Origin of the sequence: Xanthobacter sp. 91 (assembly GCF_000702385.1) — a bacterium.
Classification (GTDB): Bacteria; Pseudomonadota; Alphaproteobacteria; order Rhizobiales; family Xanthobacteraceae; genus Xanthobacter; species Xanthobacter aminoxidans.
On the sequence record NZ_JNIB01000001.1, the window covers coordinates 4,058,584 to 4,081,392 of the forward strand.

Consider the following 22,809-nt stretch of genomic DNA (forward strand, 5'->3'; position numbering starts at 1 on the left):
CCTCATCCGAGCGGGATTTCATCGTCGGGACCGGCCGGCGCGGCGCCGTAGCTGCCTTCGTCGGGGGCGGGCGCGCGCTCGGTGGAATCGAGGAGGGTCAGCTCGCCACGGAAGGGCTTGAGCACCACCTCGGTCACATAACGCGTCACGCCAGCCCTGTCGGTCCATGCGCGGGTGGCGTTCTTGCCCTCGACGTAGACCTTCGAGCCCTTCTTCAGGAACTTCTCGGCGGCCTCCACCAAGCGCTCGTTATAGATCACCACCTGGTGCCACTCGGTTTCTTCCCGACGCTCGCCGGTGGCCTTGTCGCGCCAGCTCTCGGATGTGGCGACGGAGAAGCTGGCGATGCGCGCGCCCGCCTGCGTCTTGGCGATCCTCGGGTCTTTGCCGAGGTAGCCAACGATGATGACTTTGTTGACGCCTGCCATCGGTCAGGCCCTCCCCTTGGGTTGGCGGGCCGGCGGCCACGGGATCTTGCGGATTTGGCCGGCGTGCGCGCCGAAGGCCTTCCAGAGCGGCGGTTGCTGCAGGTCGGGGTGCGGCGCGACGGCGGACGTGATGGCGCGGAACACCACGGCCACGTCATCGATATTGAGGCCGAGGCGCGGGTGCAGCACCAGCGCTCGCTTCAGGCCTTCCATGAGTTGGCGCAGCAGTGCCGGGGAGGCGCCCTGTGTCAGGTCGGTGAGGATGTCGAGGCCGTCCTCGCCGAAGTCGAAAGGCGCCGCATAGCGGTTCAGGATGGCGAAGCGCTCCTCGCCGTCCGGCAGGTCCACGGAGATCTGCATGCCGAACCGCCGCCACAAGGCGGGGTCGAGCTGATCTTTGCGGTTGGTCGCCGCGATCGCCATGCCGCGAAAGGCTTCCACCCGCGTCAGCAGGGTGGTCAGCACCATGTTCCGCTCGCGCCCGGCCGAACTGTCGTCGGACAGGCGCGTGCTCCCGATGGAATCGATCTCATCCAGCAAGAGCACGCAGCCGTGTTCGGCCTCGGCGAGCCCATCGAAAAGTTCGCCGATATTGTTGGAGCTGCCGCCGAACTGCGGGGTCATCAGCCGTTCGGCCTGGACCGTCACCAATGCGAGCCCAAGGCGGGCGGCGAGGTGGTGGGCCAGCGTCGTCTTTCCCGTGCCGGGCGGGCCGTAGAGCAGCGCAGTCGCGCGGGGCTTGAGGCCCACGCTCTCCAGCTCGGCGCGGGCGCGGAGTTCTGTCAGCCATTCATAAATGGCGAGCCTCGGCCCGGCGGCGAGGATGGGCTCCTCGGCCTGGTGGGGCAGGAGGATGGTGCCGAACTTCTGAACCTTGTCGAGGCCCTTCGTGAGGTCCGGCTTGCGGGCGCGGGCGGGCTCGCTCACGGCTGGCCCTCCCCGTCGCCCTTGCGGCCCTTCGCGGGTGCCTTCGCACTGCGCTTGGTCGCCCCCTTCGGCGCGCTCTTGGCGGCAGCCTTCTCGGCGGCGGTGTCCGCCTGCCTGCGCTTGGTGCGCTTCACCAGATCGTCGAGCCGCTTTGCGGCGTCACCTTCCGGCTGAGGTGCGGGATCGGCAAGCGGGGCTGCCCACGGCGCATCCGGCGCGGGTTCCTCGAAGGTGCCCGAATGGTCATCCGGGTCCGCCGGGGCGGCGGGGTCTTGCGGATCACCAAAGGGGAGGGGGTCTTGGTCGGGATCCACGGCGCTCTCGGGTGCGGCGGACGGCTCGGCCGTCGCGCCGCCGTCGCGCTTGTCGTCTCCCTTCGCGCCCTTCTTGGACTTGCGGCGCCACGCCTCGGGAATGTCCATCCCATCCGAGCCGGAGGCGGCGCAGAAGCCTTCATCCCACGCGGCGCGGCGCGGATCGCCCGCCGTATAGGGATTGTCGATGATGCGCACGCCAGCGCGGAACGCCTCATGACGCCAGCTTGGCCGACGGATCGCCTGTGGTCACCGCGAATGCGGCGGGAGGTTTCGCATGAGCGGGCTCCCGTTCCACAGGCTGGCGCCCGGTTTCTTTGACCGCGTGTCTTTAGCCGACCTGATGAACCCCGTCGCCGTCGCGAAACGCGATGACCTCACGGCCGACCTTCTCGATGCTTTGACGCGCGACGCGCATGACGTTGGCGTGCCACGCCGCGACTTCTGGATCCGGGTGATCCAGAAGGTCCGCACACACTGCATCGAGCATGATGAGCGCAGCGGCGATGGCCTTGTCCCCGCCGGGCATGCGCTGGGCCAGTGCCACCATCATGATCTCAAGGGCCGCGATGCGACCGTCCGTGCGGATGGCGACTTCGGTATCCGCATCAAATTCCTCGCTCATGACTTCTTCCCATCAACCCCGGTTCTGGCGCGCATTGAAGCACGGCGCTGGCGGCGCGGCGACGGGGCTGCAGCATGAACAAGCTCGCGCGCCCGCACCGGGAGGCGGACTATCTGGCGCTTAAGGGCGCGACGCGGCGGCTGGTGGAGGCCTGCGGCGGTCTTGAGAGCGCTGCGGCGGTGACCCGCACCGGCTTTCAGGTGCTCTCGAAATATGGGCGGCCCGCAGAGCATGTGTTCGCCCCTGTGGATGTGGTGGCGGACCTGGAGGCCGACGCCGGCGTGCCGCTGGTGACGCGGGCGCTCGCCGCCCTCTGCAATCATGTGCTCGTGCCACTGCCTCGCCCGGAAGCGGGATCGGGTCGCTGGTATCGCCACATATCGGAAGTCGCGCAGGACGCCGGCGCCGTGGTGTCGCGCCTCGGCGAGGCCTTGGCGGATGACGGGGAGGTCTCCCGCGCAGAGGCGCGGGCGCTGGAACTGCGCGAGCATGTGCGCCACGCCATCAAGGAACTGGCGGCGCTGGATCTTGCCCTTGAACGACTGGAGAAGGGGGACGGCGATGCGGCGTGAGCCTTGCTATGCCCGGCGCGAGCTAGCGCCTATCGAGCGCGTCGTCTGGCGCATCCGCACCCTGCACCCCTTCCGCCCGCTGGCGCTGGTGGACGGCCAGCGCCCGCCTTTGACGATGGACCGCGTGGAAGACGTGACGCTGGCGCGCGTGCGCTTTCTTGAGCGGAGGGGGGTGGCGTGATCGCGTTACCTTACTCGCATTCAACGTGGTTCTCGCGCAATATACAGGCGAACATCGCGAATAACATTGGCGCGATATTGCTCAAATATGGAAATAGTTCCTCGCGCGTCATTAATATATGCCTGAACTATACGAGGGAAGTCACTTATTTCATCGAAGGACTGTTGTTGCCGAATTGCCTGCCAGTTCAAGTAATCAACGCCAGGCGCCGTAGCTGGGTCATATCCCTCTGGGTTGTTGGCAGCGCGAAGTATAGACAGCTTCTCAACGAGAGTTGCAGCCAAAATCGGATCAATTCCTGGAAAAGCTCGCTTCACGGCTTGAGGAAGGTCCTTGGTAGAACCCCCTCGTTCCCGAAGGCTACTAAATATATTAACATACAATTTCGGGAATTCATGCAGCTCGACATCTTTGATGCAATCACTAATCCAAACAAAGAGACCCTCTGCAACGAGTGCCTCAGAAGCCGATTTCTCAGCTTCGCGCTCTATAAATTCAAGATTGGTGATCCGTTTCATTTCACGGATCTGAATTTGCACGCTCATAAGCGCGAGCCAGCCAGCACCGGCTGTAAAGACGCCTCCTACCGTCCCACCGAGGATGGAGCCGGCGAAATTAATCGCGACATCACTTCTGCTGCTAATGGCGAAAATGCCACATCCTGTGAGAATGCCGGTAACGGCGCCGACGAGGCCTCCCAGCGCCCAAATCGTACTACTTTTCATTTTTTCGCCCCCAATAAGTCCAGTTGCAAAGCACATTGCGTTATCAGCTGCAACTCGCTTCCCTTAATCGTAAAGGTCTGCCCTTTTTCGACCCAGCTAATCTGTGCCAAGTGCATCGATTTCACGCACTTTTTGGTTGAAAGAGTCCCGCGTCAAATCGGCATCAGAACGCAAGTTCAGTTCCTGCTTGGTGCAGGAGGAAAATATTTCCGCAAGACGTGCATCATAAATTGCAACTCGATCTGCCAAGTAAGACAGATATACGCGGATCATCTCAAGTCGCAGCTGAGGCGCGTATTGAATTCGCTCCGTTTTCACACTTATGACGTCAGCATCCAGCTCCTTAATGGTCTCATAGATTTCATTCAGCAGATCTGCTTGAACGGGATCAATTTGCGATCGCATATCCATCACGCGGGTGAGGTGTTCTCTGGAGATGGAGCGTCCCGTTTTTTCGAGAAGGTCGAAGGCCAGTTTAGATCGCAACGCGGCCTTAGCGTCATTATGCGGCGCGAGGATCGCTTGATCGGCCGCTTCCCAAGCCACCGCAATCAAATTGAGATGATCTTTCAATCGGGAGTTAATGACATACTGTACAGCCTTTTCGCCAGATTTCGCTCTCATATCGTCTCGGCGAATTGCCAAAAATGCAACCACGACGGCCGCGAAAGTGAAAATTGCGCCGAAGAAACCGCCGAGATCTTTGAAAATATCGTACCACGAGTGCCCTCCGAATCCATCGGGCTGCCACTCGATAGTGAGAGACGCCCCCAAAATGGCGCCGAGGGTTGTACCAGCAGCCAGCAGTGTCACGGCGTTCCATCGATCAATCTTCTGCATGGCACGATGCTGCCCACTCACGCCCAAGTTGTCGAGAGGATTGCCCGTCGGGCAGTCGGAGGCAGATTGTGACCACTCTCGAAGCCGCTCTCTCCTACGCTCGCCTCGGCTGGCGCATCTTCCCGTGTGATCCGCACCCGGAAAAGCCCCGATCCAAGCGGCCGCTGGTGGTGGCCGACAAGGATGCGGACGGCAAGCCGATCGAAGGCACCGGCTGGCCGCTGAAGGCCTCCTACAATGAGGCGCAGATCCGCGCTTGGTGGAAGCGCTGGCCCGATGCGCTGATCGGCATGGCTCCCGGATGGGGCGGCGGCTACGTGGTGGACCTCGACCCCAAGGGCGAGAGCGTCGAGGCCGTGGAAGCGCGCCTTGCCGAGGCCATCGGCGAGCCGCTGCCGGCCGGGCCGCGCACCATCACGCAATCGGGCGGGCGGCATGTGTGGTTCCGCCGGCCGGAGGGCGCGCACTGGCCCAATGACCCGCCGGGCCTGAAAAACATCGATATCCGCTGCGATGCTGGCTACGTCATCCTGCCACCCAGCGTGATGCGCAATGGCAATGCCTATAGCTGGGAGGGCGAGCCCTTCGACCCCGCGACGGCGCCGGAGGTGCCCCCGGCTTTGCTGGCGCTGATCGCCAATCGGAAGGCCGGCAAGCGTGAGGCGACATCGGCCGACATGCCGGAACCGCAGGAGAGCGGCCCGGCGCGGGCGCTCGCCTCCGACCGGCCCGGCGAGGTGGCGAAGCGCAATTATGCCCGCAAGGCACTGGACCGCATCGCCTCCGATCTGGCGCGGGCGGCGGAAGGCACGCGTGGCACGGAGCTTTATGGGGCCGCCTGCGCGCTCGGTCGCTTCATCGCTGCCGGCGCCATCTCCGAGCGCGAGGCTCTGGCCGCGCTGCAGGATGGGGCGGAGGCCTGCGGTCTGGTGCAGGCGGACGGGCACACCCGCGTGCTGCGCGAGATCCGGCGTGGGCTCGGCGCCGGCCGGGCCGATGCGGCGGACGTGATCGCCCGCCTCGACGATATCGCCCGCGACGCGGAGAGCCGGCGGCGGCCCTCTGGCAGCGGGGTATGTCCACCGGAAGCCCCCTTGCCCGATGGCGCGATCCCGGAACCCTCCCGCCGGGGCACTGCGGGGCCGGCTCCCGCCTCGGGAAGTGATGAGACGCCCCCGGAGAGTGGCGAGCCCGATGCGAGCGAGCCGGCTGATGATGCAGAGGGCGGTGATGACGGCCCTTCGGACGGTGCCGCCCCCGGCACGGACATGGACGTGGTGGCCGCCTGCGCCCGCCTCGACCATTCCGACACGGACAATGCCAAGCGCTTTGTGGCGCACTTCGGCCGCGACCTCACGGTGCTGGAGACCGAGGGCATCATCAACACGGACTATTTCACCTGGGCTGGCACCCACTGGGACATGGCGGGCGGCAATGATGCCGCCGTGCGCCTCGCTAAGCAGGTGGGCGGGCTGATCGGGCTGGAGGCGGACCTCCTCGCCGCCACCGCTTTTGAGCTGCGGGCCATGGAGGACGGCGACCAGGCGGAGGAGGACCTCGCGCGGCTGGAAAAATCCTCCGATAGCTGGACCGATGCGGATAAGGGGCTGGCGAAGCGCCTGCAACGGATCATCGACGCTGGCGCCGAGGCGCGGGCGGCGCTGGATAAGCGACGGGTGGCGCGGCGCAAGTTCGGCGTTTCCTCGAAGAACAAGGCGCGCATCGTCGCCTTGAAGGATCTGGCTGCTTGCGACCTGACGCGCAAGCCCGAGGGCTTCAACGCGGACCCGCGCGCCTTCGCCTGCCTGACCCACACCATCCAATTCGGCCGCCGGCCCGACCCGGAATGCCCGGATCCCGACGTTGTTCGCCTTGTGCCCTATGCGAAGACCGTGAAGGGGCACAGACGGGAGGACTTCATCACCAAGATGCTGCCTGTCGCCTATGACAAGGATGCCAAAGCCCCGCACTTCGAGGCCTTCATGGCGCGTTTCCAGCCGGTCGAGTCGGTGCGGCGTTGCGTGCAGGTGGGGGTAGGCCTCGGCCTGCTTGGCCTGCCGGTGCAGAAGGTATTCTTCCATTATGGCAACGGCGCCAACGGAAAGAGCGTGTTCCTGGAGACGCTAGTGCGCGTGTTCGGCCCGCTCGCGTCCTCCCTGCCCACCGAGGCCATCATCGGCACCAACGATAAGCAGGGGGGCGCGGCCTCACCCGAACTGGCGCGGCTCTATGGCGTGCGCTTCGTGCGCATCCTCGAATTGCCGGCGAACGCACCGCTGAAGGAAGAGATCGTGAAGAAGCTCACCGGCGGCGAGGCCATCCCGGTGCGCAACCTGTTCAAGGGCTTTTTCGAATTCCAGCCTGTGTTCATTGCCCATATGTCGGGCAACGGCTATCCGCGCATCGATGGCACGGACAACGGCATCTGGAGGCGCATCGCCGTGATCCATTGGCCTGTGACCCTCGCAGACGGCGAGCAGCGCGACTTCGAGGAGGTGGTGGGCGAACTGGTGGCGGAAGCCCCCGGCATTCTGAATTGGCTGATTGAGGGCGCGCTCACCTATCTGCGCGAGGGACTCCAGATCCCTGCTGAGGTGCGCGCAGCGACGCAGGAGTATCGCGACGAGATGGACGTGGTAGGATCCTTCGTCACCGCCTGCGTGGCGACGGCAGAGGGCCAGTACGTGACCGCCCGCACCATGTATCAGGCCTATGTGTCGTGGGCTGAGGCGAACGGGAAGAAGCCGGTCACAGAGACCCGCTTCGGCCGCGACATGAAGCGGAAGGTGGCCCACGGCACAGGGCCACGCGGCATCCATGTCTATCAGGACTGCCGCCTTGAGAACGTGCCCGCGCGGCCCGACGCGCCCCGCAGCCCCGATGATGAGGACTGACGGGCAGCCCTAGACCCTCCTTCTGCGGAGGGTTGCGGAGAGTTGTGCGGAAGGTTTTTCCCAAACCCTCAACGCTGGATTTCATTGCGCGCCAATGGGTTGGCGACGCATGCGGAGGGTTTGGAGGGTTTTCGCGCGTATATGCAATGCAAATGGGGTTAAGGGGCGCTGCGAAGTCGCTGTGTAAATTCTCATGTATATGTCATGAAAAACCCTCCTAACCCTCCGCGGGAGGGAGTATATTATTGATTTGATTGGTGTTTGTGGTGTTGAGGGTTTGTGAATGACCCTCCTCAAACCCTCCTAACCCTCAATCGGAGCGTAAGATGGAGCGGGTGGACATCGAAGCCCTGGTGGGCTGGGCCTATCGGGTGCAGTGCGTGGACCGTATGGCCGGGCTGATGGATGTTGCCTGGGGCGAAGCCGGGCCGTCGTTCCGCTCCGCGACGCATGCGATGCTGGACTTCGCCGCGCTCGGCGTGCGGGTGGACAGCTCGCCGGGCTTCGTGGTCGCGATGGGTGCGACGGCGCAGGACGATGCGCTTGTGATCCATGACGCTGTGCTGCGCCTGCCATCCGAGGCCTTCGCCCTGGTGGTCGCGCATGCGAAGGGCGGAAGCCGGCCGCCGTGGCACGGGATCGAGGCCGAGGCGCTGGTGGCGGACACGGATCGGAAGGGCAGGGTGCGCATGCTGCGGGACAACTGCCGTCCCGTCGCCTGCCTTCTGCGGCACAGGGTCGATCCTGCCTTGGTGGAGTTCAGCCGGGCGCAGTATGTCGTCTGGTGGGAGGCGCTGGTGGTGCTCGCTGGCGAGCTTGCGGGGCGGTTGGAGGGGAGCCATCCCCTTGCCCCGTCAGCCCCGCGCGAGCCGTGGTTCCTGCCACCTCTCGTCTATGTCGAGGATGGCGCTCGGATGCTGGTTGACACTGCACAAATAATTTGACTACCTTCATCCACAGATAAACAGGTTTCGAGAGAGCCCCGCCGGTATTCGCCGCGCGGGGCTCTTGCGTTAGAGGGGACCGATGCCGCGCCTTCAATCCGCGCCGCCTCGCCTGCCTGCCACCCCCAGCCGTCTCCCGACACAGAGCGCAGATGAAGCCGAGCGCAGCCGCCAGCGTGCGGCCGAGGCGCCTTCGGCCGTGGGGGGCTTCATCGTCGCGCTGCTGTTCGGCGGGGACTGGACCGAGGCCCTGCTCGCCGCCGCCGTCCTAGCTGCGACCGTGTTCGCGTTCCGCCTCCTCGGCCTCAAGGGAGCGCTGGCGGTTCTCGCCGCCGGCGCCGTTGCCATCGCTTACCGCCGGGGGGAGCGCAGTGGCGCCGCCCGCCAGATCCAGAAGGACAAGGCCAATGCCGACCGTGCTGTCCAGCGGGCGAATGAAGCTCGCGCTGATGCTGACCGCCGCAATGCCGATCCTCGCCGGCTGCGTGACGACGACGGGTTCAAACGGCGCGACTAGCGTCTATTGCGCCTCGGCCAAGCCCATGCGCTGGTCGGACAATGACACCGATGAAACCATCCGTCAGGCCAAGGCGCACAACGCCGTTGGCAAGCGGCTCTGCGGCTGGAGGTGAGCGATGACGGGGGAGCTTCCGGCCGCTGCGCGTGCGCCGAGCGGGGCGATCATCATCTCAGAGCGGGCGTTGGAGCTGATGGTGGTGGAGGTGGCAGAGGACGCGGCCGAGAAGGCCGTCCGAAAGGTGCTCAAGGAGATCGGCCTTTCCACCTCAGACGAAGCACGGATCGAGGAGGCGCGCGCCGATATCGAGCACCTGCGCCGCTTTCGCCGCATGTGGAACCGGGCGGCGCTCGTGATCGGAACCGCCGTCCTGACGGTGCTGGTCGGCGGCGCCCTAACTGTGTTCTGGCTGGGGATCAAGACGCATGTCCTCAAACAGCCCTAAGGTCCGCCTGCGAATCGACTGGGATGCGGACGGCGCGTTCGCATCCCTGACCCGGCCGGGAGAGGCGGCGGAGGAGGTGCGGCTGTCACCCGAAGACGTCGACGCCTTGCTGCGCGACCTTCTTGCCGCTGCGCTCGCCCAGCGCGGCCGTGCCGTCGTGTGTGCCGCGAGGTGGCCTGCTCCTCTTCCCGTAACGTGCCGGGATCAAGACGCATGACTATCAGCCAAGCCCCCGGACTTTTGATCAATCGGCCGGCGCGGAGCCGGGCGTATGTTGGGGGGCAATATCCACACGGCTCCGCTTCGTCCGGCCGTTGGAGGCCGGATTCCCGGCGTGGGGGTGACCGGGAGCGACGTTCTCGGCCGTAAGCCAGCCTGTCGCAAGAGAAACCTATTGTGACATTGAACTGAGCGCGAGTCGAAAACCGTGGAAAACGCGTCCATGATAGGCTAACGACCGGGAGCTAACTGCCCAAGCCCTGCTTCCGGCGAAGTTGCCATTCCACAGCCTGAAGTGCATGTTTCCCATTGTCAGGGCACCGTCCGGATTACTCGCGAGCGGATCGATTATGCGGCGTTTAATAGCCGGGGCGTATGTGCCGCTGATTGTGGCAACGCTGGTTGGTGTCATTATCCTTGCCCAAGGTCTTACCATCTGGCGATCCTATCAGGCCACCTGGCAGCTGGCGGTCCACTCCGCAGAGAACGTCTTGAATACCGTCGCGGCCAACATCGAACGGAACTTGACCGTCATCGATCTGACCCTGCGCGGCGCCGAGGACGCGTTCACTGCGGAAGGGGTGAAGGATCTGCCGCCCGGGCTCCGGCGCATGGTCTTGTTCGACCGAGCCGCAAGTGCTCGATACCTCGGAGCGTTGGTGATCCTGGACCGCGATGGAAACCTCGTCGAGGAGTCGGGGTCACCTCAGCCGCACCAGATGAATTTCGCTGACCGGGATTATTTCAAAGCGCAGGTAAATGGGAAAGCTGGCACGTATGTGAGCGGGCCGTTCCAGAGCCGGCTGCGCGACAATGACCCGAGCATTGCCTTGAGCCGGCGCATCTCCGGGCCGGATGGCCAGTTCGAAGGAGTGGTGGCAGCGGCGCTCCGCCTCGCCTTTTTCCAGTCGCTCCTCAACTCCATCAATCTCGGGCCGGAAAGCGTGATCGCCATCACGCGCACGGACGGGATGATGATCCTTCGATCACCCTCGACCGATGGCAAGGGGAATTCCAGCATTAGCGTCGCGGCCTCTCCCGTATTTCAAAGGATGATCGCAAGCCCTGGCGAACAATTCAGCGAACGGTCGCGACTGGATGGTATCGACCGCCACTACCTTCACACGATCATCGGTGACTATCCGCTCCTTCTCTCGGTCGGCATTTCGCCGGCGGCGGCTCTGGCTGAATGGACCGAATTTGCTCTGATCTCCTCGGCGCTCACGATCGGAATGTGCATTCTGTTCATCGTGCTGGTACGCGTGCTCCGGCTCGCTCTCCGGCGAAGTCAGGAAGTCGAGGGGCAACTGGAGATCTTGGCTGTCACGGACGAGCTCACGAGCTTGCCCAATCGCCGGGCCTTCGATCTGGCTCTGGCTTCGGAAATGCGCCGCGCTGCGAGGCACCGCACGTCCCTTGCGGTGCTGATGCTCGATGTCGATCACTTCAAGCGCGTCAACGACAATTTTGGACACGCGGTGGGCGACGTGGTTCTGGCGCGGATTGCCATGGAAATCTCGCGTTCCATCCGCCGGCCCGGCGACTTCGCCGCCCGCTATGGCGGAGAAGAGTTCACCGTCATACTTCCTGCGACCGAAGCGGGGGGGGCCAGCCTCATGGCCGAGCGGATGCGGCTGGCGATTGCCTCGATGGAACCTTGTCCAAACGAGCCGGCACTCGGCAAGGTCACTGTCAGCGTTGGCATTTCAGTGACGCAGGCGGATCCATCGACATCAGGATCAGACCTCGTTGCGCAGGCGGATCATGCGCTTTACGAGGCAAAGGGCGCAGGCAGGAACCGCGTCGTGATCTACCAGCCTGACGAATTCGATAACGCAGTCGGGGCAACCGACGTGACGCTCAGTGGGTAGATGGATTGTCCGGTGTCCCGCATGACAGGGAGGAAGCGACGCGGTATCCCATGACGAAGTCCCGCATCCCCCAAACGAAATGGCCTCCGGGGAACCCGGGGCGGTTCAAAGCTGACGTCAGATATGGAACCAATCGACTCTCAAATTGGAGTGAAACCGCGGCTGGTCGTTTAAGCGCAGCCGGCGGCTTTTCTGCGGGATGGAGCAACAGCCTTATGCAGGGCGGTCAACGAAAATCTGAACCGATATGGCTTAGATCGGATTGAACTGGGATAGCTAAGTGGGAAAGCAAATGTTACGAAATTTCCCGGCGGGGCGGTGTCATTAAACTAAAGTTGAACGCGCCCGATTCGGGGGCTGAGGTGTCGTTCAGAGAAGTTGTCATAGTTGACGATGAGGAAGCATTCGTCGAGGCATTGACCTTGGGCTTCACCGCAGCCGGAATCAAAGTCCGAGCTGCGGCCAACAATTTGGGGATGCATTTCGCGGCAGACCCCGAAGCCGATTTCCTCATTTTAAATCCATTCATTTCGGGGCGCGACGGCATGCTTTGGCTTAAGGAGCTTGCCGAACTCACCTCACCACCAAACATCGTTCTGGTGGGCTCGGAGCCATCCGACGTCCTGAACGCGGCTGGTGCCGTCGCCACGAGCCGCGGGTTGGAAGTGGCCGCTGTCCTTAGAAAGCCGGTTACGCCGGATGACATCCTTTCGGCGATACAATCCGCGGGAAAACTAGCCCATCCCGCAGTCGCAATCCTGCCGCCGGACAGCGACATCAAGATCATCGAAGCGATCCATCACGACAGCCTCCAGCTGTATTTCCAGCCAAAGATTGGGATGGAGGACTTCGCGTTCGCCGGAGCTGAGGCTCTGCTCTCCGGGGACGTGCCTGGCGTGGGCTTCGTCGCCCCGAGCTACATCGTCGAGGTCGCCAAGAGAGATTTCGTTACCGCGAACCGGCTGTCTGCCTTTACCTTGAATAAGGGACTTGACGCATTCCAGTCGTGGACCGCCGAAGGATTGGCTGGGCCAGTCAGCGTGAACATTCCGCTAATGTCGCTTGAGTCCGACGGCTTCGTCGAGCTTGTAAGCGACCTCGTTTCTCGGCGCGGATTAGTACCTCAAAATTTGATCATAGAACTTTGCGAGAGTGATATATACGAAACGTCTCCCTGCGGACTTCAAAATCTAATTAAGCTTAGGATGAAGGGTTTCGGCATAGCACTTGACGATTTCGGAAAGAAATACAGCGGAATCGCCCGCCTTGGCGAGTTGCCGATCACTGAAGTCAAGATCGATATCTGCATTGTGCGGCTGGCCAGATGGTCTCAACTGGCGCGCGGCCTCATTCGACATGTTATAGACCTCTGCGGGTCGAGCGGAATTTCCGTCACGGTCGAGGGCGTGGAGCGACTGAAGGACCTCGGCGCGATTCCGAGGCGATGCGGCATTTCCATCCAGGGCCACCTTGCCGTGCCAAAGCTCGCACTCGACGAACTGCTCGTTATGGGTCACGAGATCCCAAACACGATGAACAGGCTCGCGGCCGCTGGCGCCGAAGGGGCCGAGCGATGAATTACACTTCCGCGGTAGCAGTAAACAACGACCGAGAGTTTCTTTCGCAGCTTAAGGGATGGCTCGCCGAGCGAGGTGTGAGCGCCATCTGCACCTCGTCGGCCACAAGTGCGTTGGATATCGTCGAGCAGAACGAGGACGTTCATCTGGTCATTACCGATACGGACCTCGAGGATCATTCAGGCTTGGTGCTTATTGAAAAGATGAATCGCGTCCTCGCGCCAAGGCGTATTTCAACTATTTTCGTCAGCGGGCAGGCCTCGCTAGAGCTCGCCGTTTCAGCCATGCGCCTCGGCGCGTCGGACTTTCTTGCGAGGCCAGTCGATCTGTCCAAATTGTCTGAAGCGATCGAGCGTGCCCTTGACAGGACGGAAAGGACATTGCGGATCGACTCCTTCATCTGCGATGCAGCGGCCCAAGTCAGGCTGCTGGTGGATCTGCGAAACGATCGACGGTCCCTCCTGCCTGAAATCCCCGGCGGCGACACCGCTTGGGACATGCTCCTTGATCTGGTGCTCGCACACATTTCCCAGCGCTCGTTAACGGTGTCGGCGCTATGCGCCGGCGCCGACGCCTCGACTGCGACGGCACTAAGGCGGATCGAGGCACTGGAGGGAATGGGCCTTGTCGAGCGGGTGCAGGACCTGGAGGACCGTCGCCGCACTTGGGTGCGGATCACAGGGAAGGGGGAGGCGGCGGTGCGGCGCGTTGGGGGTCGTCTCGCGGCAAGTCTGCAAGCAATCCTGTGAGGCTGCCACGCCACAATCCGGCGCTATCGTTGCCATGGAGTTGCGTGCAAATATATATATATAGAATTGAGATGCATCAATAAATATTGGATTAAGAAAGTGATTACACTAGAATAGCTGTTGTGGCACTACCGTATCTGAATATCCCAGCAGTGCGAGATGGATGTGGTGGAAATTGCTGATTTTGGCCGCCCAGTCGTCTATCCGTCTGAGCATGAGAAAGGGCTCATAGGGGCATGGCTCTGCGAGCCCCGAGGCTATTTCGTGGAAGTGGGAGCGGGCGAGCCCGTCCGGGGCAGCCAATCTCACCACTTGGAAATGCGCGGGTGGTCCGGAATTCTCATTGAACCATCGCCCCACCTCGCTGAGGACCTCCGCCGATCACGTAAGGCGGAGGTTGTCGAGGTCGCCTGCGGGTCGCCAGGATCACCGAACCAGTTGATGCTATGGATCGCGGGGCGGTCCGTCCAGAAAGCCATGGCCCGCGGGATCGGGCCAGGAGAACCTGTCCGCATCCGCACCCTCACGCTCGACCAAGTTCTGGCCAATGCCGGTGTTGGAGCCGTCGATTTCGTATCGGTGGACGTGGAGGGCATGGAGGCTGACGTTCTGGAAGGTTTCAGTGCAACCCACTATCGACCGCGCCTCGTCCTCGTGGATGACCGCGCCGGGCTCGGGCGTTGCGTGCGGATTATGCAACGGCAGGGCTACAGTCTGGTTCGCCGGACAGGTCACAATGCCTGGTTTGTCCCGCGCTACCTGGACTGGACCACGATGATCGATCGCTTGTCCCTCGCATGGCACTATGGGCCGGCCCGATGGGCGCGTCGAATGCTACGAACCCGATAACAGATCGTCGCTCGGGACACTTCTGGCGCCGTCCTTCTTCACGCCCCTCGCCACGATCTGAAGCGCCCCAGCCGGCAACGGCCGCTGCAGTGCTTTAGCCGCTTCCCAGGGGGCACGCAGCCATGCATCGATCTCCTGAGGCTCCGTCAGGATCACCGGCATCGCCTTCGGATGAATGCTGGCAACCGGCTCACTGGGCTCGGTCGTAAGGAAGCCGAACAGGTCCGCGGTCTCGACGCCCGTCTTCATCTTGCGGATACAGGTCCATCCAGGCGTCCATATCCCGGCGAACACGGCCAACGGGCGCGCCTCCGAGAAGGCGAACCACACGTCGCCGCCGGCGGCCTTGTTGAACTCGCTGAAGCTCGTGAACGGCACGACGCAGCGGTTCTCCGGTCCGAGCCATCGCTGCCAGTGCTTGCTCGAAGTGTTGCGGATGTTCGTCGTCCCGGCATCCGGCTCCAAGTGCAGCAACTCCTTGAAATTGACAGGCTGGCCCTTGGCCTCCAGCTTTGCCGCTCGCTTCTTCGTGGCTTCCATGAGGGCCAGTTGCGACGACGGCATGCCCCATCGTGCCATCGCAATTTCGCGCGCACCGTCGGCGCCGGTCCTCACAATCGGCGCCTCATAGTCCGGGAAGATGCCCGGCTGGGGCGGCAGGTTGCCGACCAAGCTGCGTGTGGCGCGCACCAGATCGATGATCGCCTGAAGGTTCGAGGTGTGGCTGTAGAGGTTGCACATGGGCTGAGGCTACGGCACAGCGCGGGGCCGACACCAGCCCCTATATCTCGTGGCTTGTTCTATTTTCGTTCTCATGGAATCCATATGCGCAGATCAGCGCCGGAGATGACCCATGTCGTGCGAGCCTCAGCCCGCCGAGCGAACCCCTTTCGACGTCAGCGATGCGGAGATTGATGAGGCCTTGGCAGCCTGCGAGGGCGATCCTCGCGCGACGATCCGCGCTCTGTTGGTGGGACAGGCCTACCTGGAGCACGAGATGTCCCGCGTTCAGGCGGATGCATCCTCGGGCTTTCGCCGGCGTCGCCACCCGCTGGGGGATTGATCATGGGCGGCAAGGTCGAGAACGATTTCAATGTCGAGATGTGGGACGATGAAGGCATGCGGATCGTCGAGGTGATGGCGTCGTGCGCAAACGTGATCGTGGCCATTGGCGCATTTGAGGCGGCGCTCACCCAACGCAAAGGCCGATATCTGCTTTTGCGCCACGGCGCCCGCGTTCTCCGGCGGTCACCTTTCGCCGAGTTCGTTGATGCGAGGGAGCGAGCAAGAGCGACCGAGAGCTGAAGCTGCGGTGCGGCACCAATTGAAGCCCTCGCCTCTTCTTGCGCGGCGAGGGCGGGGCCTTTTGGTGAGAAAGAGCCCACTGCATGCTGTTGCGATTGGGTTGAATAACTAGCTTTCCCACGCAGCTCTAGGAGGTTGATTTTCCGAGCCAGCAACGCCCCGCCCCTGGGCACCATTTCACGCTCCAATAGCGTCCGATGTGATCCTCCGATCTTGAAAAACCAATAACTTAGATCATCTTTCCCGTCCGGTATGGTGCGGGAAGGTGCGGTTGCGTCCGGCTAATCTGGGGGGAGCTTTGGGGAGATTCTGCTCCCTACCCCCAGCGGCGATACCCCCACCGATGGCACTTACCGACCTTGCCATTCGCAATCTCAAGCCCTCAGAGAAGCCGTTCAAGGCGTCGGACAGCGGTGGGCTGCACCTCCTCGTCAGTCAGAACGGCTCGCGCCTCTGGCGGCTGAAGTCCCGCTTCGGAGGTAAGGAGAAGCTCCGCGCCTTGGGCGCGTAGGCAGTCGCGCGACGCCGTGATGGCTTACCTGCCGTTTGGGATTAAGCTCGATCCGACGGCCGGGTTCTGAACTCAATGTCCTACGGGCTCGGACACGGCGGAAAGTCAATGCCGAGCAGCCTTGCGGGGTTGTCTTTCATCATCTTGCGGATGTCAGCGAATGGCATGCCAAGATCGAGGAAGGTTCCGGCGAGCATGCGGAGGGTTTCGGAGGCAGGGGGAGACCATTCGAAGAAATAATCGGTGGTTATGATCGCCCGGTCGGCGCTGATTTCCGAGACGATCTCCATGGCCAGCCTGGGCGAGATGCGCTGGAGTTGAGGCAGCATGCCGAGGGTGCAGAACTCGCAGACGGCATCGAGCGCAACCATGTCCCGGATTTCCTCGCGCGACGCGGCGACCGAGTTGCTGTCCGGGTGGGAAAAGACCACGGACTCGATGCCGAAGTCCTTGGCCTTCTGGGCCACGGCAATGCTCTCCTTCGGCGAAATGTGCGCGGTGCAGACCAGCATCTTGTGCTCGGCCGCAACGGCGAGGCACTCGCACACCTCGGGGCGAACCCGTCCGGCTTCGTCGGTGGCCCTCAGGCCGGCCTCGCGCGTGAGGCCTGCGGCACGGGGGAGAATGTGGCCGAGGTGCCGCGACATGCCGCCCCGCTTACGGTCATGGGCGGCGCCCCATGTGGGAAAGAACATGACGCGGGCGCCCTGCCGCGCGGCGGCCTCGACGGCCAGCGGGCTGAAGCCGCCTGCGATCGGATTCAGCGTGATCGAGGCGTGGACATCGATGCCCGGTACCATCCGGCGCAGGTGATAGGCGCGCCCGACGGTCGGCCACATGTGCGACTTCAGCACGATACCGGCCATGCCCGCGGCGCGTGCGATGGCAAGCTCGTCCCAATCCTCATGCCGGGTCCGGTGATCGAAGGCGATTTCCGGATAGCCGTGATGGTGCAGGTCGATGGCCCCTCGCACCAGTTCATCTGCCGGGGAGGGACCTCCCGGGGGCCAGGGATACGGGAATTCGCTCATGATCTTTGCCTCTCCAGGATGTTCGCCTCGAACGCCCTGATCTCCGACAGGCCGAGCGCCGTGTTGGGTTCGGAAAGGCTCGCCATGCGGTCCATCCAGGAGCGGGAATCGCCGGTCGCCTTCAGGTCGGCGAGGAAAGCCGAGACCTGGCGGACCATGATGCGGACCGTCGAGCTCGGGAAGATCACTATGGAGAAGCCCATGGCCTCAAGCTCTACGGCGGAGAAGAGGGGCGTCTTGCCGCTTTCGGACATGTTCACCATCAGGGGCCCGTCAAGCTCACGGCCGATGATGCGCAACTCCTCGGCGGATTCCGGCCCGTCGACGAACAGCACGTCGGCACCGACCGCGCGAAACTTGCGGCAGCGGGAAAGCGCGGCCTCCATGCCGTGGGGGCCGCGGGCATCTGTCCGGGCGATCACCACCGTGTCGGCTCTTCGGGCGGCGAGGGCGGCGTCCAGCTTGCGTAGGGCGACATCTTCGGGCTCGACGATTTTTCCGTCCATGTGGCCGCACTTCTTCGGCCACGCCTGGTCTTCGATCTGGACGGCGGCCACGCCGAGCCCCTCCATGCCGCGCACCGTGCGCGCGACATTGGCGACATCGCCATAGCCCGTGTCGCAATCGACGATGAGCGGGAGATCGGTCACCTGCCGCGCGGCCCGCACCAGCTCGGCCTGCTCGGCATAGGCGATGAGCCCGATGTCGGGGACACCATGGCGCGCCGCGGCCGCGGCGTACCCGCTGACGTAGGCGGCCTCGAAGCCGGCACCCTCAATGAGCTTCAGCTCCAGGGGGGAGCCCCCGCCGGGCACGATCAGGATCTCCGGCCGGGCGAGGCGGGCGCGCAGAAGCGCTGCGGGATGGGGCAATGCGACCTCCTCGGTTTGTGGGGACGGCGTGCCCTGCTGCGCGGCGCTTCAGCGGGCCTCGCGGGGCCGGTGGGCCGGTGTCGCCCAGCGTTCCAGCCGTCCGATCAGCCAGTCGAGACCGCCGGCGAGAACGAGGACGATGAGCACCCCGAAATAGACCTGCGGTGTCTGGAACATGGTGCGGTACTGGGTGATGAGGAATCCGATGCCGCCGGTGGAGGCGAGCATTTCCGCCACCACCACCCCGATGATCACCAGCGCGCCGCCGAGCCGCAGGCCCGCGACCAGCGCCGGCAGTGTGGCGGGGATCATCACCTCGAGGATCTGCTGGCGCCTGTTCGCCCCCATGCTGCGCGCCGCGAGCAGGAGGCGCTCATCCACGAGCTGCACGCCCGCCGCTGTCGCCAGTGCCATGGGAAACAGGCCATACATGCCGCCGAACCAGATCTTGGACTGGGGTCCGATGCCGATCCAGGCGATGAGGATCGGATAGATGACCACGAAGGGAATGGCATAGGCCGAGGAGAGGAGCGGAAGCAGCGTGAGCCGAAGCCCCCGCACACTGCCGAGAATGAGCCCGATGCTGCCCCCGCCGACATAGGCGATGACGAGGCCCACCGCGATCTCGCCCAGCGTCGTCAGCAGGGCCGGTGCGAAGATGCCGAACGAGGTGAAGCCGACCTCAAGGGTCGCCGAGAAGGGCGCGAGAATGACCGGCGGCACCAGCCCCGCCCGGGGCAGGATTTCCCACGCGGCGATCAGGCCGGCGAGGAGCAGGACCTGGAGCTGACGGACGCTGATGAACGGGCGCGCGGCCCCGGATGCGTCGGAGGTCATGTCAGTCCTTCCGGATGAGGCGCCAGATGTGATCCCGCAGCCGCCCGAACTTTTCCGTCGCCATCATCTCGTAGGTGCGCGGACGCGGCAGATCGATCTCGATGCGTTCAAGGATCCGTCCGGGCCGATGGCTCATCACCACGACCTCGTCGCACAGATAGACCGCCTCGGTCAGGCTGTGGGTGACGAAGATCACGGTCTTGCGACGCTTCTCCCAGATGTTCAGCAGCTCGTTGCCCATGGTCATGCGGGTCTGCTCGTCGAGGGCGGCGAAGGGCTCGTCCATGAGCAGGATGTGCGGGTCCTGGCAGAAGCCGCGGGCGATGGAAACGCGATGGCGCATGCCGCCCGAGAGCTGGTTGGGCAGGCGATCCTTGAACTCCGACAGGCCGACGAGATCGAGGAAGGCGTCGGCGCGCGCGCGCCGCTCAGTCTTGCCGATGCCGCGCACCTTCAGGGGAAACTCCACGTTCTCGCGCGCCGTCTTCCATGGCAGGAGGCTCGCTTCCTGAAACACCACGCCGACCCGCTCGGGATCGGGCCTGGACAGCTCGGTCCCCTCGACCACGATGCGCCCTTCGCTCGGCTGCATCAGGCCCGCAAGCATCAGCAGCAGCGAAGATTTTCCGCAGCCGCTCGGCCCCACGAGGCCAACAAACCGGCCCCGCTCGACGGTGAAGTTCACGTCGTCCAGTGCTTTCACGGCCCCGGCGCCGTAGATGTGGGAGATATGCTCCACGGCCACATCCACCGGCGCGGGTCCCGCCTGGCCGGCACCGGCGGCGCCGCGTTCGTCGTCCGCCGCATCGAGCTTGCCGGCCGTCAGCCTCGCCATTTTCCGACCTTTCTCTCGTAGGCGCGCAGGGCCTCGTTGACGGTGATGCTGAGCAGGGAAACCAGAAGGACGCCCGCATAGAGGTCCGGCATCTGGAAGGTCTGTCCCCAGGTCGCGATCCGCGCACCCATGCCGGCGCGCGCCACCGCCATCTCGGCGAAGACCACGCCGGTGATGGAGAATATGACGCCGAGCCGCATGCCTTCGACGATGAAGGGAAGCATGGAGGGCCAGTAGATCTCGGCATAGATCCGTGCCCGCGAGGCACCGTAGGCGCGGGCGAGCTTCACAAGCTCCGGCTCGACGCTCGCCACCGCCGCGACGGTGCTGATGACGAGGACGAAGATCGCTTGGAAGACGCCGAATGCCACCTTCTGCCCGAAGCCGATGCCGAACAGAAGGATGAAGGCCGGCAGGAATACCGATTTCGGTACGCTCGCCAGGAAATAGAAGAAGGGTTTGAAGACTCGTCCAATATAATCGTTTTCGGCCAGTAGCAGGCCGCAGCCCACCCCGAGCGGCGCGACGATGGCGAAGGCGAGTGCCACCTCGCTCGCGGTGATGGCGAGATCCTTCACGACGCTGCCCTCGGAGAGCAGCACGATGAGCTGCTTCAGGACCTCGGAGAACGGCGGCAACAGCGTCGGATCGGCAAGGCCGGCCCGCGGCGCGAATTCCCACAGGGCCGCGACGATCGCCACGGCCCCGAACTGCACGGCGCGAATGCGCCAGCTGTGGGGTGATGCGGTCATGGCCGGTCAGGGCGAAAGCGGCGTGACCGGCACGAACTCGGTGGTGTAGAGCGAGGCTGCCGGTGGCAGCTCCTTCATCCCGGCGAGCGTCGCAAGATTGAGGGATTCCTGAACCCACTCCTCCTTGAACGCGCCGTCGGCGGAGAGCCCCTTGACCGTATTGTCGAACTCCTCGCCGGCGACAGCTTCGCCGAACTTCGTGGCCTCATCGATGAACTTGACCGTCCATGCCCGGTTTTCCTGCATGTAGCGGACGGCCCCGTAGAAGGCGGCGAGGAACTTCTTGACGGCCTCGGGCTTTTTCGCGATCGCCTCGTCGGAGGCGACCCACACGTCGGGGACATTGGGCTTCATGGCCGTGCCCAGGTCGACGACCACGCGTCCCAGCCCCGAGCTGGCGATGCGGTAGGACACCGGCGGGAAGGCAACCACGGCATCCACATTCTTGGCGGTGAGGTTCGGAATGAGGCCCGAGCCGCCGACGGGAACGCGCGTGAAGGTGCCGCCCGACTGGCTCTCCACCCACAGGGCAAAGAAATCGGTGGCGGCGCCGGGCGAGCTGGTGCCGACCTTCTTGCCCACGAGATCCTTGATCGTCTTGATGGAGGAATCCTCGCGCGACATGACCCACCATCCGCGTGGCGTGATGGTGCCCGCGCTGATGATCCTCGCCTTCACGCCCCGTGCCCTGGCCAGCGCCAGCCCCGGGGGAATGAAGTTGACGATGTCGGCTTCACCGGCCGCGAGCGCCTCCATGGAGGCGCTGCCACCCTGGTAGCCGGAGAATTCGACGTCCACGCCCGCCTTCTTGAAAAGCCCAAGCTTCTCCGCCGCCATGATCGGCAGGACCGGGCCGTAGTTCGGTGTGCCGCCGACACGCAGCTTCGGGTTCTGCGCGCATGCGGGGGATGCGAAGGCCAGCAGCGCAATGCCGGCGGCACTCAGGAATACGCGCCTCGTGGCCGAGATCATTTTCGTCCTCCCAGATGTGGTTGGGCCTCTTGTTGATCGAGGCCTCTGCACGCGTCGTCGCAAATGGTCCGGCGGGTTCCCCGCCTCAGGGAACGGCGCTGTAGCGGCTCTCCAGTTCGTCCCAATGATCCTTGGCGACGGCCTTCTGGCGTTCATCGAACGTGGCGAGCCGGTGGCTGACGCTGGCGAGCGATCCCTCCCGCTTCAGCGCCTCCAGAACCTCGTAGGAGGCCTTCAGCGCCGCCTGCAAAGCGGCGTTTGCGTAGAGAACCAGCGAGAAGCCCATCTGCCCGAGCTGCTCGCGGCCCGGATCGGGCGTGCGGCCGCCAAAGACGATGTTGGCGATCTGCGGCACGGGAAGTTCGCGCGGGATGCGCGCCAGCTCCTCCACCGTCACGGGCGCTTCCACGAAGGTCATGTCGGCGCCCGCTTCGATGAAGGCATGGGCGCGTTCCATCGCCCGGTCGAAGCCTTCCACCGCGGCGGCGTCGGTGCGGGCGATGATCTGGATGTCGCCATCAACCCTCGCGTCGACGGCCGCCTTGATCTTCTGGACCATTTCGCCGGTCGGGATCACTTCCTTGCCCGAGAAGTGCCCGCACTTCTTGGGAAAGACCTGATCTTCGATCTGGATACCTGCCGCCCCGGCGCGCTCCAGCATGCGGATGGTCCGCACCATGTTGACCGCGTTGCCGAAGCCGGTGTCGGCATCCACGATGATCGGCAGGGAGACGGCGTCCGCGATGGCGGCCGTTGCCTCCGCGACCTCCGTCAGGGTCGTCAGGCCGATGTCCGGCGCACCCAGCGCCATGTTGGCGATGCCGGCACCGCTGACATAGATGGCGTCGAAGCCGAGGTTTTCGATCACCCGTGCGAACATGGCATTCGCCGTGCCGGGCACGGTGATGGCCGCCCTGCGGGCAACCAGGTTTTTTAGAACGAGCGCGGATCGCATCCGTTTCCTCTCGCCGCGGCAGGGGCATTGGCCTTCAGCTAGACCCGGATACTGACGACTGT

General features: G+C 63.9%; 26 protein-coding genes. 13 read left to right on the plus strand and 13 right to left on the minus strand.

Translation table 11 applies throughout. From position 1 onward, the window contains the following. Positions 1-2 precede the first annotated feature (2 nt). Genes ssb through A37E_RS0119050 form a run of 3 tightly spaced genes read right to left on the minus strand, consistent with a single transcriptional unit; the run spans position 3 to position 1,867 of the window. The gene (gene ssb / locus A37E_RS0119040; protein ID WP_051679171.1) at positions 3-428 is read right to left on the minus strand and encodes a single-stranded DNA-binding protein; all 426 of its coding nucleotides are present in this window, start codon (positions 426-428) and stop codon (positions 3-5) included. 3 nt (positions 429-431) lie between these two features. Continuing rightward, positions 432-1,355, minus strand: a complete 924-nt coding sequence (locus A37E_RS0119045; protein ID WP_051679172.1) for an ATP-binding protein — start codon at positions 1,353-1,355, stop codon at positions 432-434. Further along, on the minus strand, positions 1,352-1,867 hold the full coding sequence (locus A37E_RS0119050) for a hypothetical protein (RefSeq protein ID WP_029558057.1): 516 nt from the start codon (positions 1,865-1,867) through the stop codon (positions 1,352-1,354). Before A37E_RS0119050 ends, A37E_RS0119045 begins: the two co-directional genes overlap by 4 nt. A gap of 79 nt (positions 1,868-1,946) precedes the next feature. Here A37E_RS0119050 and A37E_RS27240 point away from each other — a divergent pair, with 79 nt between their 5' ends. The 3 genes from A37E_RS27240 to A37E_RS0119065 are packed head-to-tail and all read left to right on the plus strand — an operon-like array spanning position 1,947 to position 3,047. Beyond that, a complete protein-coding gene (locus A37E_RS27240; RefSeq protein WP_197023014.1) occupies positions 1,947-2,372 on the plus strand; it encodes a hypothetical protein in 426 nt (141 codons plus the stop codon). Further along, complete coding sequence (locus tag A37E_RS26080) at positions 2,369-2,866, plus strand: phage regulatory CII family protein (protein ID WP_051679173.1); 498 nt, start codon at positions 2,369-2,371, stop codon at positions 2,864-2,866. The genes A37E_RS27240 and A37E_RS26080 overlap by 4 nt, the downstream gene beginning before the upstream one ends. Beyond that, the gene (locus A37E_RS0119065) at positions 2,856-3,047 is read left to right on the plus strand and encodes a hypothetical protein (RefSeq protein ID WP_029558060.1); all 192 of its coding nucleotides are present in this window, start codon (positions 2,856-2,858) and stop codon (positions 3,045-3,047) included. Before A37E_RS26080 ends, A37E_RS0119065 begins: the two co-directional genes overlap by 11 nt. 20 nt (positions 3,048-3,067) lie before the next feature. Here the strand turns inward: A37E_RS0119065 and A37E_RS27040 are convergent, their stop codons facing one another. Then, positions 3,068-3,808 (minus strand): hypothetical protein, encoded by a 741-nt coding sequence (locus A37E_RS27040; RefSeq protein ID WP_210165120.1) that lies wholly within the window; start codon positions 3,806-3,808, stop codon positions 3,068-3,070. A gap of 60 nt (positions 3,809-3,868) precedes the next feature. Then, positions 3,869-4,612 carry a hypothetical protein gene (locus tag A37E_RS27045; protein WP_029558061.1) on the minus strand — a complete coding sequence of 248 codons (744 nt, stop codon included), beginning with the start codon at positions 4,610-4,612 and terminating at the stop codon, positions 3,869-3,871. A 68-nt stretch (positions 4,613-4,680) separates the two neighbouring features. Between A37E_RS27045 and A37E_RS26085 the strand changes: the two genes are divergently transcribed. From A37E_RS26085 to A37E_RS27055, 7 genes are all read left to right on the plus strand, one after another. Continuing rightward, positions 4,681-7,506 carry a phage/plasmid primase, P4 family gene (locus tag A37E_RS26085; protein WP_051679174.1) on the plus strand — a complete coding sequence of 942 codons (2,826 nt, stop codon included), beginning with the start codon at positions 4,681-4,683 and terminating at the stop codon, positions 7,504-7,506. A gap of 326 nt (positions 7,507-7,832) precedes the next feature. Continuing rightward, the gene (locus tag A37E_RS0119080; RefSeq protein ID WP_029558063.1) at positions 7,833-8,450 is read left to right on the plus strand and encodes a hypothetical protein; all 618 of its coding nucleotides are present in this window, start codon (positions 7,833-7,835) and stop codon (positions 8,448-8,450) included. Between the two features lie 199 nt (positions 8,451-8,649). Further along, on the plus strand, positions 8,650-8,967 hold the full coding sequence (locus tag A37E_RS27050; RefSeq protein ID WP_197023015.1) for a hypothetical protein: 318 nt from the start codon (positions 8,650-8,652) through the stop codon (positions 8,965-8,967). Between the two features lie 118 nt (positions 8,968-9,085). Further along, positions 9,086-9,412: a hypothetical protein gene (locus tag A37E_RS0119090; protein WP_029558065.1), complete on the plus strand. Its 327-nt coding sequence runs from the start codon at positions 9,086-9,088 to the stop codon at positions 9,410-9,412. Between the two features lie 596 nt (positions 9,413-10,008). After that, positions 10,009-11,502: a sensor domain-containing diguanylate cyclase gene (locus A37E_RS0119095; RefSeq protein ID WP_197023016.1), complete on the plus strand. Its 1,494-nt coding sequence runs from the start codon at positions 10,009-10,011 to the stop codon at positions 11,500-11,502. Positions 11,503-11,837: 335 nt separating this feature from the next. Then, the gene (locus tag A37E_RS0119100; RefSeq protein WP_029558067.1) at positions 11,838-13,079 is read left to right on the plus strand and encodes an EAL domain-containing response regulator; all 1,242 of its coding nucleotides are present in this window, start codon (positions 11,838-11,840) and stop codon (positions 13,077-13,079) included. After that, on the plus strand, positions 13,076-13,828 hold the full coding sequence (locus A37E_RS27055) for a response regulator (protein ID WP_197023017.1): 753 nt from the start codon (positions 13,076-13,078) through the stop codon (positions 13,826-13,828). The genes A37E_RS0119100 and A37E_RS27055 overlap by 4 nt, the downstream gene beginning before the upstream one ends. 834 nt (positions 13,829-14,662) lie before the next feature. Here A37E_RS27055 and A37E_RS0119115 read toward each other — a convergent pair. Next, the gene (locus tag A37E_RS0119115) at positions 14,663-15,418 is read right to left on the minus strand and encodes an SOS response-associated peptidase family protein (protein WP_029558073.1); all 756 of its coding nucleotides are present in this window, start codon (positions 15,416-15,418) and stop codon (positions 14,663-14,665) included. Positions 15,419-15,530: 112 nt separating this feature from the next. Between A37E_RS0119115 and A37E_RS0119120 the strand changes: the two genes are divergently transcribed. The 3 genes from A37E_RS0119120 to A37E_RS27060 all read left to right on the plus strand — a co-directional run bounded on the left by A37E_RS0119120 (position 15,531) and on the right by A37E_RS27060 (position 16,493). Then, positions 15,531-15,740 (plus strand): hypothetical protein, encoded by a 210-nt coding sequence (locus tag A37E_RS0119120; protein ID WP_029558074.1) that lies wholly within the window; start codon positions 15,531-15,533, stop codon positions 15,738-15,740. Positions 15,741-15,742: 2 nt separating this feature from the next. Next, positions 15,743-15,982 carry a hypothetical protein gene (locus A37E_RS0119125; protein WP_029558075.1) on the plus strand — a complete coding sequence of 80 codons (240 nt, stop codon included), beginning with the start codon at positions 15,743-15,745 and terminating at the stop codon, positions 15,980-15,982. Positions 15,983-16,325: 343 nt separating this feature from the next. Further along, complete coding sequence (locus tag A37E_RS27060) at positions 16,326-16,493, plus strand: Arm DNA-binding domain-containing protein (RefSeq protein ID WP_156026384.1); 168 nt, start codon at positions 16,326-16,328, stop codon at positions 16,491-16,493. 80 nt (positions 16,494-16,573) lie between these two features. On the opposite strand, the gene A37E_RS0119135 is transcribed toward A37E_RS27060, so the two are convergent. The 7 genes from A37E_RS0119135 to A37E_RS0119165 form a co-directional block, all read right to left on the minus strand. Next, positions 16,574-17,524 (minus strand): DUF6282 family protein, encoded by a 951-nt coding sequence (locus tag A37E_RS0119135; protein WP_029558076.1) that lies wholly within the window; start codon positions 17,522-17,524, stop codon positions 16,574-16,576. Next, positions 17,521-18,396 (minus strand): isocitrate lyase/phosphoenolpyruvate mutase family protein, encoded by an 876-nt coding sequence (locus A37E_RS0119140; RefSeq protein WP_029558077.1) that lies wholly within the window; start codon positions 18,394-18,396, stop codon positions 17,521-17,523. The genes A37E_RS0119135 and A37E_RS0119140 overlap by 4 nt, the downstream gene beginning before the upstream one ends. 48 nt (positions 18,397-18,444) lie before the next feature. Next, complete coding sequence (locus A37E_RS0119145; RefSeq protein ID WP_051679177.1) at positions 18,445-19,233, minus strand: ABC transporter permease subunit; 789 nt, start codon at positions 19,231-19,233, stop codon at positions 18,445-18,447. 1 nt (position 19,234) lies between these two features. After that, positions 19,235-20,068 carry an ABC transporter ATP-binding protein gene (locus tag A37E_RS0119150; protein ID WP_081837682.1) on the minus strand — a complete coding sequence of 278 codons (834 nt, stop codon included), beginning with the start codon at positions 20,066-20,068 and terminating at the stop codon, positions 19,235-19,237. Beyond that, the gene (locus A37E_RS0119155) at positions 20,056-20,820 is read right to left on the minus strand and encodes an ABC transporter permease (protein WP_051679178.1); all 765 of its coding nucleotides are present in this window, start codon (positions 20,818-20,820) and stop codon (positions 20,056-20,058) included. Before A37E_RS0119155 ends, A37E_RS0119150 begins: the two co-directional genes overlap by 13 nt. Positions 20,821-20,826: 6 nt before the next feature. Beyond that, positions 20,827-21,792, minus strand: a complete 966-nt coding sequence (locus A37E_RS0119160; protein WP_029558081.1) for an ABC transporter substrate-binding protein — start codon at positions 21,790-21,792, stop codon at positions 20,827-20,829. 85 nt (positions 21,793-21,877) lie between these two features. After that, positions 21,878-22,747 (minus strand): isocitrate lyase/phosphoenolpyruvate mutase family protein, encoded by an 870-nt coding sequence (locus A37E_RS0119165; RefSeq protein ID WP_029558082.1) that lies wholly within the window; start codon positions 22,745-22,747, stop codon positions 21,878-21,880. Positions 22,748-22,809 lie beyond the last annotated feature (62 nt).